Raw genomic sequence first — 17,485 nt, 5'->3', positions numbered from 1 at the left:
CAAAGCCCCGACAATATAAAGCTTGAGCTAGTAAAACTGATTAACCAAGCCCAACCCGTTTACCCCAATCTAGCATCAAGGCTGGATGAGATGAGGCGTTGGATTGCTAAAACAAAATCTGGTCTTTTAATGCGTAAAAAGTATGTTATACGTCTTCTTGGAGAATTGATAGAGGATACAACTTTTTGGCTTACAATTCAATCACTATCAGATGAAGAGAGAGATGTAGTATTTGCTCGACTTACGCCAGCAGAAAAATACTGGTATCAGTATTTATTTCCTACATGGTTCACTGAAAAAGACCCTAAGCTAAACACTTGGAAGAAAAATTTGATGGCAGATAGCTTTGAAGCTAGCGATGCTTCTAAAATTTCTGAAATCTGTAAACATATAAAATCTTTGGGTGGAGCTACTTTAAAACCTTATATTGCCGATTTATCGATGGCCACGGACTTAATAGCTTCCGGTGGAAAAGAGTTAGTTTTGTGCGTCCAGTTAACAAGTATTAGAGCTAGTCTCACTGCTAGCAAAGAAAATGACTGGCTATCGACTTTAAGATATTGGGGAATTCTACGCGGACTATTTATAAGCTTTAATCCAATGCTAGTAGAAGCTGAAATGAAAATTGGTGAGTATGTATTTAGGAGTAGTGATGATTTTAGCGATAAATGTTATTATATAGCTAGTATTGATGAACAAGGTAATTATGTCCGCCAACTTTAAGCCTGTTATCTCAGAAAATGTAACAAGAGCAATAGAGGCTCTCCAAAGAGTTAGAAGCTTAAGAGAGTCTATACTAGCTAAGGGTATAGATGGCATCTATGATCATTTTGAGGATGTTGACGGTGATTGGCTCGAAAATTGGACAGATGAAGATATAGCAGTAATGGATGAAGCTGCATCTAATAGCGTGGTACAAAGCGCGCCTCAACATTAAAGGTGTAATGCACGTTCCCCAATTTTCGTTCCCAGATTGGAGATAATTACGTGACTATTGTAACTACGTTGAAGTTTTTTATTAGCGTCACGCACCCTACGTTTTATGTGGCAATTGGGTGAGTCCTACTTGGTTTAAGCAATTAAGTGAATATGAGTGATAAGTGACACAAGTAAGGCTCATGTAGAACGAGAATAAAACTATGATAGGGAAAAACCCGTAAATCAATTGAGTGTTATGAAGCTCAAGAGCCTTATTATATCAGCACTTGTACCATTTTACTGTGTGCTACCTACTATTGTGACTGTAATGGCGCCATCACAGGTACTTGCTCAATTCTCAGAACGTGAAAAAGCTGAAAGGACTGAATTAATTCAAAAGGCTAATTCGCTTTTGGGTCAACGTAACTTTACTGGCGCCGAAGAAACTCTACGTCAGCTAGTTAAGAAGTTTCCCAAAGATGCTTTCGCTCATTTCCAACTCGGTAATGCGTTGTATTTACAGGAGAAGCCAGAGGATGCGCTTGTATCTTTTACTGAAGCGGTTAAACTGAATCCGCGCTATGCCCTTGCTTATAATGGGATTGGTTTAGTTTATGCTAACCAAGAACGATGGGATGATGCTTTGGCGCAATTCCGTAAGGCGTTGGAAATTAATCCCCAATATGCTGATGCACTTATGTATATGGGACAAGTGCAACTTCAACTCAATAAACGTGATGAAGCGGTGGCTTTACTTAATAAAGCTTTGAATATATTTAAGTCACAAAATCGTAATGACCGAGTTAACCGCATTGAAGGTTTGTTGAGGAAAATTAAGCAGTCTGATGACCCTAGTGTGTCTTAATACCCATGTACTGCACAGGCAAGATGCCTGTGCCACATATTAGTTTGCTTGTATTGGGGTTTCTGTGGGTTCGGGTGTTGTTTCGATGTTTGGAAAAACTTCGGGTGATTCGGTTACTGTGTCCGTATGTTGTTCTGTTTGTATTGCTTGTGGTGGTTCGATAGGTTGTTGGGGAGTTTGAATTGGTGTTGGTGCAGTGTATGGAGTGTCCATGCCGTGTTGATTGTTAATTATTTTGGGTGTTTGAGGTGATATTAGTTTTGGTTTTGGGAGTGGTAAGGGTGTTTGAATTATAGGAGAAGGCGCCACTGGAATATCGTATGTTGGTTGAATAGCTGATATTGCCATTCCCTTCATTATTATTTGCTGTAATGTTTTGCCGTTACTGTCGGTTAGTTGTAAGCTTGCGCGATGTTCACCAGTTTCGATAGGAGCAAATACTATTGATATATTACACCTTTGTTTGGGTGGTATTGCGGTTGCACAAGTGCTGTTAGTAATATCAAAATCTCCTTGTTTGCCTATTGTTTCAATTTCGGCAATTCGCATTGATACTGAGCTATTGTTGGTAATTGTTACTGTTTCACTTTTACTTTCTGTGTTTACTCGCTGTTTACCAAAGTTTAAGTTGCTGGTGTTGACGTTAAATGTTGATACGTTTGTTAATTCTTTTGGTTGCGATAAGGCGCCACTTGGTGCTGGTGATGTGATTAAATGTGATACGACATACCAAGCTAGTAATCCGGCAAAAACTGAACACAATAGTGGTATTAATGCAATAGCCAAAAATTGTAATTTGGTATTAGTTTGCGTTCGATTAATTCTATATTGTGTGATTTCATCTGGTTCTGGTGAAGAAATTTTTACTAGTTTTAAATTCTGACTAGTAGCTGCAACTGCATCTGCTAAATTCAAAGATTCACGGATTTTTAACGCACTTGTTAAGTATTTGTGCGCTTCTACACTCGTATCATCTAAGCACAAAGCTATGCTTCCTAGTTGGTGCAGCATCCAAGCTTCGTTCTGTTTGTCGTTTAAAGCAATTGAAGCTTGCAAACCGTACTTTAATACTTGTTTCCATAATCCCCAACGTTTACTCAAGAATAAGGAAACTTCAGCAGCTTTTACTAAACGCAAAATGTTCGAGTAGCGTTCTGTTTCAATTGCCCAGGTAAGAATAGGTATTAAAGCATTGGGAGTACCCAAGGTTAAAAATTCAGGATATTTTTCTGCCCAAGTTATGAAGTTAGAGAGTACACGTTCGTAAAATGAGTTTAAAACTAGCTCTTGCTTTAATGCTAATACTAGAGTTTTATTTAGAGAATATAGATTAAACTCTGTATCAATTAAATTCCAATCTAGCAAGCTGGCTAATATTTCTGATGTATCGTTAGCTTCGCTTAAAGCTTCGATTTGCACCCTCGATAATCCAATTCCATCAACTGTTACTAACGTCGCTAAAATATTTTGATGTTCTGTTGGTAATACTTTCAAAATTTGCTTAATCAATTTTTGACTGCTTTCAGGTGGTTGTAGCTTTAACACCAACTCACTCAATGTACACACATTTTTGTTGATGCAATTTACAGCAAGCTGCATCATATATGGGTGTCCTGAAAGCAAATTAGCTAGTGCTTCTACTGTCACTAACTCTTCTGCACTAATTGATTGATGTAATTTCTGCGTGATAAATGCTATGCTATCACGTTTTGACAACCCTGATAATTGTATAGAAGAATTAGAAGACAGCTTTTGACTTGATGATGCTACTATAAAGCGGCTATCAGGTAATATTAATTCTAGTTGCTGGATGTCTTCGGACGTTAACTTTACGTCATCTAAAAAAATTACAAGCTTTTTATTGTGAAGAAATCGGCGAGTTTCTAAGTTCGTTGGTTTATATGTTGTGTCGCTTTCGTGGAAAAGTTCAAATAGATGTTGTAGTAAATCAACTTGCGAATAATATACATTACCAAACCAAACTGCACCATCGGTAAAAATTGAATTTTTGTGGATAAAGTATAATATATGCCTCAGTAATGCCGATTTGCCTAACCCTTCTGAACCATAAAATTCGATAGATTGATTTGTATCTAACAATGCTAAGGCGCCTTTTATTTGTGATAATCGTCCAATTAAATTGGGCAAAGGACGCGGCAGCATTACAAGGCACTGCGAATGATATTCAATCTCTTTTTGTTGGGCTTTGCTGACTATAATACCTTTGGAAGAGGTTTGAACTTTGTGCCTACCTATACTGAGTTGTTTCGCTGGCTGGGGATTTACAGGCGCCTTTGCTGAAGCGTAGTTGTTCAAATCTAAACGAAGTGGGTTAAGTGGAATTTCTTGTTGCCACACAGTCTTGTTTTGACCCCACTGTGCAGCATAAATCTTGGCGCTTTGCAACGATTTTATACCTAACTTGAGTATCCTTTTACCAATACATTTTACTAGAGCTTGCCTTTCTGGTATTTCTGCTCCCAGACAAGCAACATACAAACAACTGTCTTTTACTCCAACTTTTGCCTTGATTCCATTCGGTTCAATCAATTCATTTATCAAAGCTTCAATCGCGTTAACATCCCCTTGCTTGGCAAGTTCCTCTGTATGCTGCTGAGTCATTGGCTTTGCACGCTTATAAACTATCAAGTTTCCTCAAGCACCCTAGTAAGTAGCTACTGCTGTGGTTTTGTATTGTATAACAACAGTACATACTTAATGTTGTCTGCAAGGGACACTTAATAAAGCGGCGCCTATCCTGATTACTTTTTACTACAAATGTAGTATAAGCCTTGGGAAAATCATCATAAGTGTTTATACATATTTAATGAATAATAACGCTAATTTTATTTACATAAAAATTACTGAGATAGAATTTGTAATTGCTTGTCATAGTTAGCCATAAACATATCAAAATCTTAAAATGGCAGTGATTTATGCTACTATTGGTTGGTTATAAGCATCAATTTATTCATTGCGTTGGTATCTAAAGTCATAAAGAAAGGTTTTGCGGCACCCTAAAATTGAGTAGTTAGTACCAGTTGTACAATAAACTGATTGCTGAATTGATTCTTCTAAAATATAGGGCTTTCGCACGGGGTATATTAACGTGAGTGACGGATTTGATTACGACTTAGTGATTATCGGCGCCGGAGTAGGTGGACATGGTGCGGCACTCCACGCCGTTAGTTGTGGCTTAAAGACAGCAATTATTGAAGCGAATGATATGGGTGGAACCTGTGTAAACCGTGGTTGTATTCCTTCAAAAGCACTGCTGGCAGCATCTGGAAAAGTACGTGAGTTGCGTAATGCCCACCACCTAAAAGCTTTGGGCATTCAAATTAGCAACGTCCAGTTCTCAAGAGAGGATATTGCTAACCATGCAAATAACCTTGTCTCTAAAATTCAGGGAGACTTGACGAATAGTTTAAAACGACTTGGAGTTGATATTATCCGAGGCTGGGGTAAACTAGTAGGTAGTCAAAAAGTTAGCGTTAGTACAGATTCCGGAGAAAAAACTTTTACAGCAAAAGATATTATTCTTTCACCTGGCTCTATTCCTTTTGTGCCTCCTGGTATCGAAGTTGACGGTAAAACAGTTTTTACTAGCGACCAAGGTGTGAAGTTAGAAACACTTCCTGATTGGGTAGCAATTATTGGTAGTGGTTACATTGGTTTAGAATTTTCTGATGTATACTCAGCGCTTGGTTGTGAAATCACAATGATAGAAGCGCTAGACCAGTTAATGCCAGGATTTGATAGAGATATTGCCAAGCTTGCCGAACGAGTTTTAATTACTCCTCGTGATATTGAAACTCATGTAGGTATATATGCCAAGCGTGTCATTCCTGGTTCACCCGTGGTAATTGAATTAGCTAATTTCAAAACCAAAGAAGATGTTGATGTTATTGAAGTTGATGCTTGTTTGGTGGCTACAGGAAGAATTCCCGCAACCCAAAATCTTGGCTTAGAATCGGTAGGCGCCGAGCTTGACCGTCGTAATTATATTCCAGTTAATGACAGTATGGCTGTTCTTAGCAGTGGTGAAGTTGTACCACATTTGTGGGCAATTGGAGACGCAACAGGAAAAATGATGTTAGCGCACGCAGCTTCAGCCCAAGGTATTATCGCAGTTGAAAATATTTGCGGTAGAACTAAGCAAATTGATTACGAAAGCATTCCAGCAGCAGCATTTACCCACCCAGAAGTAAGTTATGTGGGTAAAACTGAAACTGCCGCACGTGATATGGGCAAAGAACTGGGTTTTGAAGTTGGAGTTGCTAAAAGTTACTACAAAGGCAATTCTAAAGCTTTAGCAGAAGGTGAAGCCGACGGCATGGCAAAAGTAATATATCGTAAAGACACAGGCGAAGTTTTAGGTGTACATATATTTGGCTTACACGCATCAGACTTAATTCATGAAGCGTCAGCAGCTATAGCTAACCGTCAAACTGTCCACACTCTTGCCCACCTCGTACACGCACACCCAACACTCTCCGAAGTGTTAGACGAAGCTTATAAACGCGCAGTCGCTTAATAAAGTGCTGAGTGGAAAGTGCTGAGTGCTGAGTAGAGACGCAATTAATCGCGTCTGTACGAAGTTAGCACTCCTTACTCATCACTCAGCACCCATCACTTCCTACTCAGCACCCATCACTTCCTACTCAGCACTCATCACTTCCTACTCAGCACTCAGCACTTCCTACTCAGCACTCAGCACTCATCACTCAATTGTTATGCAAATTCGTCGTATTAATCCTAACCCAGCGGTCAAAGTGTCTATTTTGCAGTATCAAACAGCTTTACCAGATACTGAACCAAGTAATATTTTAGAGGAAATAGTTTGGCATAAGGAAGCTGAAGTGGAAATGCTTCGCGAAAAAGTGCCGTTGCGCGAGTTACAAAAGCAAGCAATGACTGCACCCCCAACACGTGATTTTGTTGCTGCCATAAGTGATGGTAAAACTAACCCCGCATTAATTGCCGAAGTTAAAAAAGCTTCTCCTAGCAAAGGTGTAATTCGAGAAGATTTTGACCCTGTAGAAATAGCACAACAGTATCAACGTGCAGGCGCCTCTTGTCTATCTGTACTTACTGACCAAAAGTTTTTTCAAGGTAGTTTTGATAATTTAGCTATTATTCGTACTGCCGTAGATTTACCATTACTGTGTAAGGAATTTGTAATTTATCCTTACCAAATGTACTTAGCACGTGTCTCTGGCGCCGATGCAGTTTTATTAATTGCTGCAATTTTAAGCGACCAAGATTTACAGTATTTTGTTAAGATTGCTAATACCCTTAAAATGGCTGCCTTAATTGAAGTTCACACTTTAGAAGAACTTGACCGTGTACTAGCATTAGATGGAGTTTGTTTAGTTGGAATAAATAATCGGAATTTAGAGGATTTTTCCGTCGATTTACAAACCACCTGTAAATTACTCTCCGAAAGAGGTCAACAGTTAAAGGAACGTAACATTTTGGTGGTTAGCGAATCAGGACTTCATACACCCGATGACTTAAATGTCGTGACTTCTGCTGGTGCTGCTGCTGTCCTCATCGGTGAATCTCTGGTTAAACACCCTCAAATTGAAGCTGCAATTCAAAGTCTCTTTGCCAAATCTTCATTACCAACAAAATAAGGACTTTACCCAAAAACTTGTTCTCTGTGTCACAATTCCAAATAGTACCCTACTCGTTTTGCTGACTTAATACCCCATATTTAATCGAAGCGAATCAAACTTCATGGATCAAATTCCTCTGCCTTCACCTGTTCATTACGAACTGCTGCTACAACTGCTAGAACGGCAAACAATGTCAGCAGTAAATCAAAACCCGGCACTGCGGCAGCAGGTTAACCAGCTTATTATTACTCTTCGCAAAGCAGCTGTCCAACAGAAGCACCTAGAAGAAATTTGCCAGTTTTCTGCGATGGAGATAGACCACCGTTGGTCAATTAATCACGTCAATACAACTTCTCTAGCAGACCGCTGATAAGCTTTCATTAAATATCACTACACTTAAAAGCGGGTTAAACGGCTAACCCGCCACTTTTGTATACTATCTATCAAAATTTGCCACTGCCTGAGTTTGTTTGACATAAGCTTTAATCCTCTGAATGCCTGTAAATTCACTCAGTAATAATTCTTAATACTCACAACACTTAAATATCTTAAATTTGAGTGGTTTTATTACATTGTCAAGATTTGTTATCGATACAACAATAATTCTCTATCTACATCTGGTATGGTTTTTATGATGACGTTTCTAGCCAATCGTAAATTCGCTCTAACTGGTCTAACGTAATTAGCCCATACTGCCACAAAATCATTGGCAGCGGTCCAGGGTCTTGTTGACTACGACGAAGTGCAACAGCTATTGATGCACTCGAAATTGCCAAATCCTCTTGTAAAAAGTCAATTAGTCCGGGATATGTCGATGGTGACATTTTTTTCTCACCTCCTTGGGTAGTGTGTATTGTCATATATCAGTGAGTAAATATTAATTGCCTAGTTGCCAGTATTTGATCTGTCACTACACAATCGTCTCTACATTTTTCACAAAATAGCTTTGAATCAGCAAACAATAAGTTCCTTGATGTCAAAACTGCTAAAATTTAACCAAAAATTTTATGGGCGTTATTTTGATCTATTTTATTAACGTGAGTAAATATACTTAATTAGGTTATTTCACTCGTTAAATTCCGCTGTATCAAAACTTTAATTTGCTTATATTGCATCATTAAGGTCTTGTAACTCTTGCATCTAAAGGAATATCTTTTGATACTCAAAGTTTAAGATTTTACCTTCAACTTGCGGTGCTGGTTTTGAATGACTAGCAGTATACCAAATCTTATCGCCAAAATAAACTTTTTTACAACTAAATCATAACTGTCTTGAGCAAGTATTTTATGCTATCTTTTCCCAGAAAGGGTTTCAAGCCATTTTGGTTACATATTTATATCAGCATTTTCTCTATGTGTAAAGAAGCATTTTTAACCAAGTATATTTAGCCAGCAGTGGATTTGCCACTTGTGCTGATCGGTTGTATTTTTATACGGTCGCCAACTTTGAGTTTGAGTTCAGCTGCTCTACCTGCACGCAGTTCTATTACCTGGTCGATTAATTTATTGGGACCATAGGTTGGACAGGGTTCTGCGGTACAAGGTGGAGCGGAGTCTGTAATATACTCAACAACACCTTGATGAATGAAAACCATATCTAATTTCACTGGTACATTTTTCATCCAAAAGCTAACTGGTTGGGGTGAAGCAAATGCAAACAACATACCTCGGTTATCAGGTAATGCTGGTCGATACATTAACCCCATTTGTTGTTGCTCTGGTGTTTTCGCAACTTCTAATTCGATTTTGGCGCCACTTGGCAGAACAGCCACAGCCGATATAGGTAATTGCTGCCCTTTGTTGGTGTTTTGTGTCACTTGAGCATTTGATAACGAAGTTGGCGCCTCTGTAGGAGTTTTAGCCGTTGTAGATGCCGAACACCCCATTAGCCAAATACTCAAAATAATCGGAGACAAGTGTAGCAAACGTAACATAATTGAGTATTCTGAGATTTTAAACCTCGATTCTACATCTTTGTTCGCGTTTATTGGTAATTAAAGTCTAAATTTTTTATGAGAATTTTAAAACGAGTATCTCTTGGATACCACTTAAGTATTATTGCTTATTCGCTATAATTTCTCAAGTATCCCTTAACACGTAACCAACACCACGCACAGTTTGAATTAAGCGCTTTTGACCTTCATCCTCAATTTTGAGACGCAAATAGCGGATGTAGACTTCTATAACATTAGACTCACCCATAAAATCGTAGCCCCAAACATTTTCAAGAATTTGCTCGCGTGTTAAGACTTCACGGGGATGCTCCATCAAAAACTTCAAAAGTTCAAATTCTTTCATCGTCAAATCAATATTGCGTCCACTATAAATAGCGCGACGAGTAGCGATGTCAAGCACTAAGTCACCAAAACGTAGTTGTTCAGTAGTATCTACATCGGGCTTTAAGTACAGACGAATTAAATTTAAAAAATCTTCAGAGCGATAAGGTTTCAAAAAGTAATCATCAGCACCTGCCTCAAGACAAGCAACACGGTCATCAACAGTATCGCGTGCCATTAGTATCAGCATTGGTGAGCGAGTACCAGAACCACGAATACTTTTACATAGTGAAAGTCCAGATTCACCTGAAAGCATTCGGTCAACAACAATTAAAGCTGGTTCACGTTCACGACTATATCGTAACCCGCATCCAGCATCATGCGCGACAACTGGTTCATAACCAGCTTCTTTTAAATCGCACGAAAGTTGATTTGCCAAGCTTTCATCGCTTTCAATCACTAAAACACAAGGATTGTGAGCAAGCGTCATATTTATAAAGTTAGGAGTCAGGAGTTATATTTTGATGTAGAGACGTGATTTATCACGTCTAGGCGCCGTCGATGTTGATAAATTAAACAATTGAATCAATTTTGAGACATACGATTATACGTGGGAGTACGTATAAGTATCCACGATTCCATTCGGTATTTTGATAAATTTTATATCTTATTCTAATTTTTGATTAAAAGAGGCAACAAATAAAACTGTTCCTGGGGTTAAAACCCCAGGCTACAAGCGATGCTTATCAAGGTAACTCTACCGAAGTTGGTTTAGCTATGTGGGGTAGTCCCCAACCTAGCTTTTCTCGCAAAATTCGGAAAAACTCGTGTCTTTGTAGACGAATAAACTTGGCGCCATATTCTGAACGCTCTAAATAAACCCTGTCCTCTGGCAGAACATAAAAACCAGCGTTTCCATCAACGACCATAACTAAACGCGGTGTATTTACTGGGTAAATATTTACCGGGTCGGTATTTGGGAAAACTAATGCTCTTGATGCCAGCGAGTGTGGACAAATTGGGACTAATTGTAGTACAGGTACACCAGGTATAATAACGGGGCCACCAGCGCTTAAAGAATATGCTGTAGAACCTGTAGGAGTAGAAACAATTACCCCATCAGCAGCAATATCTACCGGAGCATGGCGCCCAACAACAATCTCAAAATGACACATCGAAGTTAGGGGTTCTCGATGTAAAACCATTTCATTCAGACAAAGTGCTTCCCAAACAACATTTTCTTTACGGAAGACTTTGACCGCGAGCATTGTTCGTTCTTCAATATCATAATCACCTGCAAGCACAGTATCTATAGCTTGAGGCAACTTATTGAGGTAAGTTTCAGTGAGAAACCCCATATGACCAGTGTTGACGGCTAACAGCGGAATACCGCAAGGGGCAACCTGCCGTGATGCCGCCAATACCGTTCCATCTCCCCCTAAAACCACTACAAACTTCATTTCAGAGTCAAAACCAGGGGGTATAAGACCGGAAATAGGGGTATGACAAACAGGACTATCGGGAGTCGCATAGCCCAACATGCCACCTACACCAGTTGCGAGTTGAACCTCCCAACCAGCAGCGGTCAGTTTGTCTTTAACCTCGATAGCAACACGTTCTGCTATCGGCTTAATGTCGTTGTAAATAATGCCTGCTTTGGGCACACTCAAATATCCAAACTTTTCACAAGACGCTTTTTATTATGTTAATCGTTGCACATTTTTGAGCAAAATTCATCCTAGTCTTAAACGATTGACTATTGACTATTGAGTATTTGCTTTTTTAAATGGTGTTCGTTTTGGTTGCTGTTTTTTATTCTTAGATTTATTTTTCTCGTAATCAAGCTCTTTAAGCTTCTTCATAATTCGGTTAAAGTATTCTTGGAAATAGCTTTCTAGGGTTGTGGTCTCACTTACGTCAAATCCGAAGACTTTATAGACTTCATCCATTGAAGCATCAAGAGGCTTACCACTAGCTAGTACTTCTGTAAATGCCAAGCGGTCAGAAACATTCCATCCCCACTGGAAAAACCGCAAGCTGCCACGTACTGTACGTAAAAGATTTATTGGCATTCGGGTAACACGCGCAGTTTTACCAGAAAGACGTTCACATACACTAATAATTTCTTCAGCACTCCACGCACGAGTTCCGACTACCGGAAATGCTTTCTTAGAAGTTTCTGGAAGTTGTAGAGCGCGGACTGCGAATTTTGCTATATCTTGTGTATCCATATAAGCAACAGGTGATGACGCTCCTGTTACCCAAACGGGTTGACCTTCTAAAATAGGTATTCCATACTGACCGATTAAACCTTGCATAAAGCCAGCAAGTTGCAGCACCGTATAATTCAAACCAGACTCAGCCAAATATAATTCTGTACACCGCTTAATTTCCATTAGCGGTACATCTGGGTATTTATCGGCGTTTAAAATCGAAAATGTAATAAATCTTTCTACACAAGCTTTGTTCGCTGCTTGAATTAATGCGACTTTGCTATCCCAGTCAATTTGCTTGATGCTTAACGAGTCAGTTGGGCGGGCAGTTGCAGCGTCAATTACGGCGGTCACACCTTCTAAGGCACGTTGCACGGTTTCAGGGTAGCATAAATCTCCCCCCACTAACTCGGCGCCCCATTCTCTAAGAAATGCCGCTCTTTTAGCACTTCTGACTAGACAACGCACCTTATACCCCTCATCGATAGCACGACGAGCCACTTGTCTTCCCAAGGTGCCAGTGGCACCGACGATTAGTAATGTCATGAGGGTCTTGTTACGAAACTTTAAGCTTTATTAATAGAATCTTATCAGAATGTAAGGGCTTTAACATAAAATGGCAACTTTTTTGACCAATATAGTGCTGAGTGCTGAGTGCTGAGTTATGAGTGGTGAGTGGTGAGTGGTGAGTGCTGAGTGGTGAGTGCTGAGTTATGAGTGGTGAGTTATGAGTGGTGAGTGCGTTCGTTGTTACTCATATCCCACTCAGCACTCAGCACTTTCTACGAGCGCACTCTACTCTTCTTCTGCTCCTTGGATTTTTAGCAGTGCTTGACCAAGACCCCAACCTAAGAAAATCAAACCGAAGGGTAATATTGCTGCTGCAAATAATTCGCCGCCCATTTCTTAATACTCCTTTACAAAACTTTTACTTCGATTTTAATTTTATCAGATGCCCACGAGAATCCGTTCGGGAACCTATGATTTGTAGTTGGTGACTAGTACTTGTAGCACAGGCGCCTCATCGGTGCCAAATTGGGGTGCAAAATCAAAATTGATGGAAGAAGGCACTGTTTTTAGGCGATTTGATTGTAAATCTATATAGAAAAATTTTAAGCTGAACAACTTATGCAGTCGATGAGTAACTTTAGTGTGGCATTTTTTAAAGTATCTGTAGCTACTTTTACTGGTCTTTTATTAAGTTCTATTCCCAATTACTTACATCAACCTGTCCATGCACAAACATTAGCTGTCATCAAGCCTTCAAATTTGCCTTTAGATTTAAATATGCTGAAAAACCCTGTAGGTGTCACGACAGCTAATACCTTTAATCAAGATAAATCAACAGTTCCTAGTTTGTGGTGGGCAAAAGAAAATTCGGAGACTAAATTACTTGATAATTGGATAGCTTACCCTGCAACTACACAAGCTTCTGCGCGCGTTGATTTAATTGTGAATCAGCAAGTTTGGAGTGTTCTCGATTATCTTGAACGCTATCAATTTATCAATCGTTTAGGTTATGATGCACGCAGTCACGGTTATAATGTTCGAGTTTTTAATTATCAGCAAGAACTTCTTGGGACTTACACTTGTAATTTTTCGGCAACTCCTGCAAATTGTCGAATTAACATGAATAATCAAAACCGTTTTCGGATACGTCCCTCAACACCAGTTTCATTAATAATCAATTAATAATAATTTTAAGATTTTTTCATGCTCTCAAATAAATTAATATACTGCTGTTCTACTTCGACTGGCAAAGGAAGTATAAATTCACTTTTATCGAGGATATTTTGACTTATTATTAATGAGCTACGCAATGCTTCTGGGATTTCTGATGTTTCTATTTTTATAGGTATTGGTGAGTGACTTCGAGTACGTGTTGCTATTTGTCTAGCTATTTTTGGTTGCCATAAAAAATTAATCCATTGTGTTACAAGTTCTTGCTGGCTTTGGCGCCCACTGGGATTAACCCATAAGTCTACCGATTGAGCGGTGCCAGACTGCGGTACAACTACTGCAAGGTCTCGATAGTTAGCCAGGGCTGGTAATATATCTTGTGACCAACCAACTGCGGCTAATGTGTCACCTATTAATAAAGGTTCTATATATTGAGTCGAGCCGTAAAATTTAACTTGTTGGTTTAAATTGTTTAATTCACGTTCTAATTCGGTGATAGATTTTAAATCAGTTTCATTATAAGATTTATTTAATCTTTTTAGAACTAAACCAATAACTTCGCGTGGATGATTTAATAATGAAATTCGGTCGCGTAATTCTGGGCGCCATAAGTCAGCCCAGTCTTTGATTGGCGCCCACTTTTTTTCCTCAAATTTATCGCGACGGTAAACAATAACTGTATTTCCCCAACGGTAAGGGGCGCCCCAAATTTTACCCTGTGGGTCTACAAATCCTTTATCGTTGCGCGTGACTAGTTCTCTATATTGTTGTGGCAAAACAGACCATTGTTGAACTTTACTTACATCTATCGGTTGAATTAATTTCTTTTCTATTGCCCCTTGAAGCCAATAATCACCTAAACTAACTAAATCAGTCGAAATTTTATTCTCATTACCTGAATTACCAGACGATAGGCGCCGAAACCATCCAAATAAATCATTTTTTGGTTGAGTAGGTTTTTGCCAAGTTTCAAGCTTATTAAATACATCTTTAAATTGCTCGACCAGCGCAATATTAATATCTGTATTCGATTTTAAAGTTCTACGAAATTCATCAACTACCTGAGCAGGTAGTGAATTTTTTAATAACTCTACAGTTAATCTAGTCTTATTATCAGAACATCCTATGAGCAACTGCGAAAATATTACACCAGTACCAATTAAAAAATAACGTCTGTTCATTAATTTTAAGTTTGATATTTTACATAAATTGTACGGTGGGCACTGCCCACCCCCACCTACTAACCTAACCTTCACTAACTTTGACGCGCTTGCTTTACCATTGCAATTAATGTGTGGTGAGCATCTTCAGAATCTTGAAGAACATGGTCAAAATTTATACGTACAGGTACATTCTCGCCGTTAACTTGAGCGTTAATATCCATTCCTGTGGCATCTATTGCTTGCATTTGAGCAGCTTGCGCTTCTTTTAAACCACCAAAAGCTTGAGCATAGAGAAGTATAGCGTTGCTGTGGTCGTCGTTCATATGCTGACATATTCGAGAACTTACTTCTATAGTAATTTCTGACATGGCTAAAACTCCATCGTTATTTTTTCTAGAAACTGAGAAACCGGGTTTCTTTAAGATATCTTGTAATAAAATTACGAGTTTGGGTAGAAACGCGGTTTCTTTGCGGGTTTCTTTTGAGTAGCGATATTAAGGCTACTAAGTAATATACCAATCCTAGTGTGCAGGTTTAAATTATACTAGAGATGTTTAAGCTTTGTATTTGAGTCATACTAGAAATTACCGGGTATCTCAACTATACTCTTTGAGGTAAGCGATTAGAGTTATGGTTGAGTACGGTTGAAGAGACATGCAGTAATTTTTACTGTTTTTTCCTGAAAATCACTCACACAGGGTGTAGCCAAGAATATTAATAGACAAAAAATATTTGTTGATAAGTATTAAAAAGTTAAAACTGATGAGCGCCGAAAGCCACCGTCGAATTGTGATTGGGGATGTTCACGGTCACTATAAGGGACTGATGACGCTAATGGATGCTATTTCTCCAACTTCTGATGACTCAATTTATTTTCTTGGAGATTTAATTGACCGTGGTCCTCAAAGTGCTGAGGTCGTGTCTTTTGTGATGGAAAATGAGTATCATTGTTTGCTTGGCAACCACGAGCAAATGCTGATTAATATCTTGACACAAGGACGTAATCCAGAGACAGTAGTACAAGCGTGGTTATACAGTGGAGGTCAAGCCACGGTAGCTTCTTACCAGCAAGGGATTGTGCCTTTTGAGCATGTAGAGTGGTTTTCTAGTTTGCCGACACACATAGATTTAGGGGATGTTTTGCTTGTTCATGCTGGTGTTGACCCTTCTATGCCTTTAGAAAATCAAACTGGTGAACAGCTATGTTGGATACGTGATGAATTTCACAGTATTCAAAAGCCCTATTTCCCTGACAAGCTAATTATTATTGGTCATACTATTACTTTTACTATGCCCGGTGTGGCGCCTGGTCAATTAGCTCAGGGTAGAGGCTGGCTTGATATTGACACAGGCGCGTATCATCCTCGTAGTGGTTGGTTAACTGCCTTAGACATCACCAACGGCATAGCATATCAAGTTAATGTACTCAAGAAAATAAAGCGAATTTTACCGATGGAAGAATTAGTCGTGCATGTCAATCCTAACGACATGAGATATACTCATCCGTCAAAGCGTCGAGCTTAATAATTTAATTTTGATTAGATTTTGACCAATTATAAGAAAACACCCTGAAAATCCTGACCATTCAGGGCAGGGATGCTCATCGTAACGAACGAGTATTAGCTCGATATGTAGCTGCATCTAACCCACCATTACTATTAGTCGGTTGAGCGTTGATAAGGCGCCTGAGAGCAACAACACGGTCACCAGCACCAGGGTGAGTACTCAAAAAAGCTGGAGTCGAACCGCTAGACTTTTTCTGGAGTTTTTGCATAAACGAAACCATTGCTGACTGACCATAACCAGCACCACTCATGGTTCTTAAACCTCGTCTGTCAGCATCAAATTCATCTTGACGACTGCGAGGAAGATTAAGGGCAAGATTTACACCTAAGCCAACAATTTGACTACGGTCTACACCTGCTGCGGTTGCAATTCCACTGGCAATAGCTTGTTGTCGCATTTGGCTAAGTAGGTGTTTACCTTCAATATGTCCCATTTCATGCGCGATAACGCTTGCTAATTCAGCTTCATTGTCTGCGGCTTTAATCAAACCTGTGTGAATGTAAACAAAACCTCCTGTAGTGGCAAAAGCGTTAATACTGTCTTCATCAACTACTTGGAATGTATACTTGACATTTTTGCGGTTACTAAAGGGAACAAGACGCTCACCAATGTTTTGTACATAGCGGTTAATTTCAGAATTACGAGAAAGCCGAACTTGACCACCTAGAATTTGCTGGTTCATTTGTTGACCCAGTTGAAACTCTTGCTGAGATGATACATTAGATAGCTGGAATACTTGTACACCGCGAATTAACAGTGGTAGAAAATCCAGCGCTTGGGATGGTTTACCCGTACCCAAAAACAGTGACAAAGCGACTGCTACTGAGATTAACGGGTATATAAAGCGGCGCCTTACAGAAAAGAAATTGCGAGAATTGTATTGCCAATTCATCCAAAAATTACCTCGATAACCTTCCGGGCTTAGATGTGTTTTGATAGAACTTAAGGGTATATGACGGCTTGTTGAGCCAATAAGTTGCATCAAAGACCCTATTACACATACTTTAGCCAACATCATACGTATGTTGCTACTACCGATTAAAAGAATATTCGCGCTCGTATCTTAATGACCTTGACGAAATGCAGGCTATAGAGTTTAACATTACTCAAAGAAACCCAGAAACCTGGTTTCTATGTAACATGTCGTTTTTATTACAATATTTCAATCAAGAAACCAGGTTTCT

Annotated in this window: 18 protein-coding genes; 8 read left to right on the top strand and 10 right to left on the bottom strand. The window is 39.2% G+C overall.

The window, feature by feature from the left end; genetic code table 11:
- The first annotated feature begins 90 nt into the window (after positions 1-90).
- The 3 genes from DSM106972_RS26415 (at position 91) to DSM106972_RS26405 (ending at position 1,783) form a co-directional block, all read left to right on the top strand.
- Positions 91-723: a hypothetical protein gene (locus tag DSM106972_RS26415; protein WP_233787914.1), complete on the top strand. Its 633-nt coding sequence runs from the start codon at positions 91-93 to the stop codon at positions 721-723.
- A complete protein-coding gene (locus tag DSM106972_RS26410; RefSeq protein ID WP_127083486.1) occupies positions 707-937 on the top strand; it encodes a hypothetical protein in 231 nt (76 codons plus the stop codon). Before DSM106972_RS26415 ends, DSM106972_RS26410 begins: the two co-directional genes overlap by 17 nt.
- A 237-nt stretch (positions 938-1,174) precedes the next feature.
- Positions 1,175-1,783: a tetratricopeptide repeat protein gene (locus DSM106972_RS26405; protein ID WP_222596601.1), complete on the top strand. Its 609-nt coding sequence runs from the start codon at positions 1,175-1,177 to the stop codon at positions 1,781-1,783.
- Between the two features lie 39 nt (positions 1,784-1,822).
- Here the strand turns inward: DSM106972_RS26405 and DSM106972_RS26400 are convergent, their stop codons facing one another.
- A complete protein-coding gene (locus DSM106972_RS26400; protein ID WP_127083485.1) occupies positions 1,823-4,405 on the bottom strand; it encodes a choice-of-anchor D domain-containing protein in 2,583 nt (860 codons plus the stop codon).
- A 487-nt stretch (positions 4,406-4,892) separates the two neighbouring features.
- On the opposite strand from DSM106972_RS26400, the gene lpdA reads away from it, so the two are divergent.
- The 3 genes from lpdA to DSM106972_RS26385 all read left to right on the top strand — a co-directional run bounded on the left by lpdA (position 4,893) and on the right by DSM106972_RS26385 (position 7,774).
- Positions 4,893-6,320 (top strand): dihydrolipoyl dehydrogenase, encoded by a 1,428-nt coding sequence (gene lpdA, locus DSM106972_RS26395; RefSeq protein WP_127083484.1) that lies wholly within the window; start codon positions 4,893-4,895, stop codon positions 6,318-6,320.
- A 199-nt stretch (positions 6,321-6,519) separates the two neighbouring features.
- Entirely contained in the window at positions 6,520-7,422 is a 903-nt protein-coding gene (trpC, locus tag DSM106972_RS26390; RefSeq protein WP_127083604.1) for an indole-3-glycerol phosphate synthase TrpC, read from the top strand.
- A 103-nt stretch (positions 7,423-7,525) separates the two neighbouring features.
- On the top strand, positions 7,526-7,774 hold the full coding sequence (locus DSM106972_RS26385) for a DUF5340 domain-containing protein (protein ID WP_019493685.1): 249 nt from the start codon (positions 7,526-7,528) through the stop codon (positions 7,772-7,774).
- Between the two features lie 259 nt (positions 7,775-8,033).
- On the opposite strand, the gene DSM106972_RS26380 is transcribed toward DSM106972_RS26385, so the two are convergent.
- From DSM106972_RS26380 to petM, 6 genes are all read right to left on the bottom strand, one after another.
- A complete protein-coding gene (locus tag DSM106972_RS26380) occupies positions 8,034-8,264 on the bottom strand; it encodes a DUF2949 domain-containing protein (protein ID WP_127083483.1) in 231 nt (76 codons plus the stop codon).
- A gap of 524 nt (positions 8,265-8,788) precedes the next feature.
- On the bottom strand, positions 8,789-9,337 hold the full coding sequence (locus DSM106972_RS26375; RefSeq protein WP_127083482.1) for a DUF192 domain-containing protein: 549 nt from the start codon (positions 9,335-9,337) through the stop codon (positions 8,789-8,791).
- A gap of 145 nt (positions 9,338-9,482) precedes the next feature.
- Entirely contained in the window at positions 9,483-10,169 is a 687-nt protein-coding gene (nblR, locus tag DSM106972_RS26370; RefSeq protein WP_073621175.1) for a response regulator transcription factor NblR, read from the bottom strand.
- Between the two features lie 256 nt (positions 10,170-10,425).
- A complete protein-coding gene (locus DSM106972_RS26365) occupies positions 10,426-11,343 on the bottom strand; it encodes an NAD(+) kinase (RefSeq protein ID WP_127083481.1) in 918 nt (305 codons plus the stop codon).
- 99 nt (positions 11,344-11,442) lie between these two features.
- On the bottom strand, positions 11,443-12,438 hold the full coding sequence (locus DSM106972_RS26360; protein WP_127083480.1) for an SDR family oxidoreductase: 996 nt from the start codon (positions 12,436-12,438) through the stop codon (positions 11,443-11,445).
- Between the two features lie 249 nt (positions 12,439-12,687).
- Positions 12,688-12,795, bottom strand: coding sequence for a cytochrome b6-f complex subunit PetM (gene petM / locus DSM106972_RS26355; protein ID WP_127083479.1), 108 nt, complete (start codon positions 12,793-12,795; stop codon positions 12,688-12,690).
- 225 nt (positions 12,796-13,020) lie between these two features.
- On the opposite strand from petM, the gene DSM106972_RS26350 reads away from it, so the two are divergent.
- On the top strand, positions 13,021-13,584 hold the full coding sequence (locus DSM106972_RS26350) for a hypothetical protein (protein ID WP_186538537.1): 564 nt from the start codon (positions 13,021-13,023) through the stop codon (positions 13,582-13,584).
- 8 nt (positions 13,585-13,592) lie between these two features.
- On the opposite strand, the gene DSM106972_RS26345 is transcribed toward DSM106972_RS26350, so the two are convergent.
- On the bottom strand, positions 13,593-14,753 hold the full coding sequence (locus DSM106972_RS26345; protein WP_127083477.1) for an extracellular solute-binding protein: 1,161 nt from the start codon (positions 14,751-14,753) through the stop codon (positions 13,593-13,595).
- 74 nt (positions 14,754-14,827) lie between these two features.
- Positions 14,828-15,103, bottom strand: a complete 276-nt coding sequence (locus DSM106972_RS26340; RefSeq protein ID WP_127083476.1) for a DUF2470 domain-containing protein — start codon at positions 15,101-15,103, stop codon at positions 14,828-14,830.
- Between the two features lie 394 nt (positions 15,104-15,497).
- Between DSM106972_RS26340 and DSM106972_RS26335 the strand changes: the two genes are divergently transcribed.
- Complete coding sequence (locus tag DSM106972_RS26335) at positions 15,498-16,259, top strand: metallophosphoesterase family protein (RefSeq protein WP_127083475.1); 762 nt, start codon at positions 15,498-15,500, stop codon at positions 16,257-16,259.
- Between the two features lie 76 nt (positions 16,260-16,335).
- On the opposite strand, the gene DSM106972_RS26330 is transcribed toward DSM106972_RS26335, so the two are convergent.
- A complete protein-coding gene (locus DSM106972_RS26330) occupies positions 16,336-17,193 on the bottom strand; it encodes a M48 family metallopeptidase (protein ID WP_127083474.1) in 858 nt (285 codons plus the stop codon).
- Positions 17,194-17,485: the final 292 nt, after the last annotated feature.

The sequence above is a fragment of the Dulcicalothrix desertica PCC 7102 genome (assembly GCF_003991905.1).
Taxonomy (GTDB): Bacteria; Cyanobacteriota; Cyanobacteriia; order Cyanobacteriales; family Nostocaceae; genus Dulcicalothrix; species Dulcicalothrix desertica.
Note: the sequence above shows the minus strand (reverse complement) of the source record. Positions and strands in the feature narration are given on the sequence as shown.

Excerpts from the sequence above, each read along its gene's own strand:
- DSM106972_RS26340 (WP_127083476.1), bottom strand. The coding sequence starts at position 15,103 with ATGTCAGAAATTACTATAGAAGTAAGTTCTCGAATATGTCAGCATATG.
- DSM106972_RS26410 (WP_127083486.1), top strand. The coding sequence starts at position 707 with ATGTCCGCCAACTTTAAGCCTGTTATCTCAGAAAATGTAACAAGAGCA.
- DSM106972_RS26335 (WP_127083475.1), top strand. The coding sequence starts at position 15,498 with ATGAGCGCCGAAAGCCACCGTCGAATTGTGATTGGGGATGTTCACGGT.
- DSM106972_RS26405 (WP_222596601.1), top strand. The coding sequence starts at position 1,175 with ATGAAGCTCAAGAGCCTTATTATATCAGCACTTGTACCATTTTACTGT.
- DSM106972_RS26375 (WP_127083482.1), bottom strand. The coding sequence starts at position 9,337 with ATGTTACGTTTGCTACACTTGTCTCCGATTATTTTGAGTATTTGGCTA.
- DSM106972_RS26345 (WP_127083477.1), bottom strand. The coding sequence starts at position 14,753 with ATGAACAGACGTTATTTTTTAATTGGTACTGGTGTAATATTTTCGCAG.
- DSM106972_RS26400 (WP_127083485.1), bottom strand. The coding sequence starts at position 4,405 with ATGACTCAGCAGCATACAGAGGAACTTGCCAAGCAAGGGGATGTTAAC.
- DSM106972_RS26380 (WP_127083483.1), bottom strand. The coding sequence starts at position 8,264 with ATGACAATACACACTACCCAAGGAGGTGAGAAAAAAATGTCACCATCG.
- DSM106972_RS26330 (WP_127083474.1), bottom strand. The coding sequence starts at position 17,193 with ATGAATTGGCAATACAATTCTCGCAATTTCTTTTCTGTAAGGCGCCGC.
- DSM106972_RS26415 (WP_233787914.1), top strand. The coding sequence starts at position 91 with ATGAGGCGTTGGATTGCTAAAACAAAATCTGGTCTTTTAATGCGTAAA.
- DSM106972_RS26385 (WP_019493685.1), top strand. The coding sequence starts at position 7,526 with ATGGATCAAATTCCTCTGCCTTCACCTGTTCATTACGAACTGCTGCTA.
- petM (WP_127083479.1), bottom strand. The coding sequence starts at position 12,795 with ATGGGCGGCGAATTATTTGCAGCAGCAATATTACCCTTCGGTTTGATT.
- trpC (WP_127083604.1), top strand. The coding sequence starts at position 6,520 with ATGCAAATTCGTCGTATTAATCCTAACCCAGCGGTCAAAGTGTCTATT.
- DSM106972_RS26360 (WP_127083480.1), bottom strand. The coding sequence starts at position 12,438 with ATGACATTACTAATCGTCGGTGCCACTGGCACCTTGGGAAGACAAGTG.
- DSM106972_RS26350 (WP_186538537.1), top strand. The coding sequence starts at position 13,021 with ATGCAGTCGATGAGTAACTTTAGTGTGGCATTTTTTAAAGTATCTGTA.
- nblR (WP_073621175.1), bottom strand. The coding sequence starts at position 10,169 with ATGACGCTTGCTCACAATCCTTGTGTTTTAGTGATTGAAAGCGATGAA.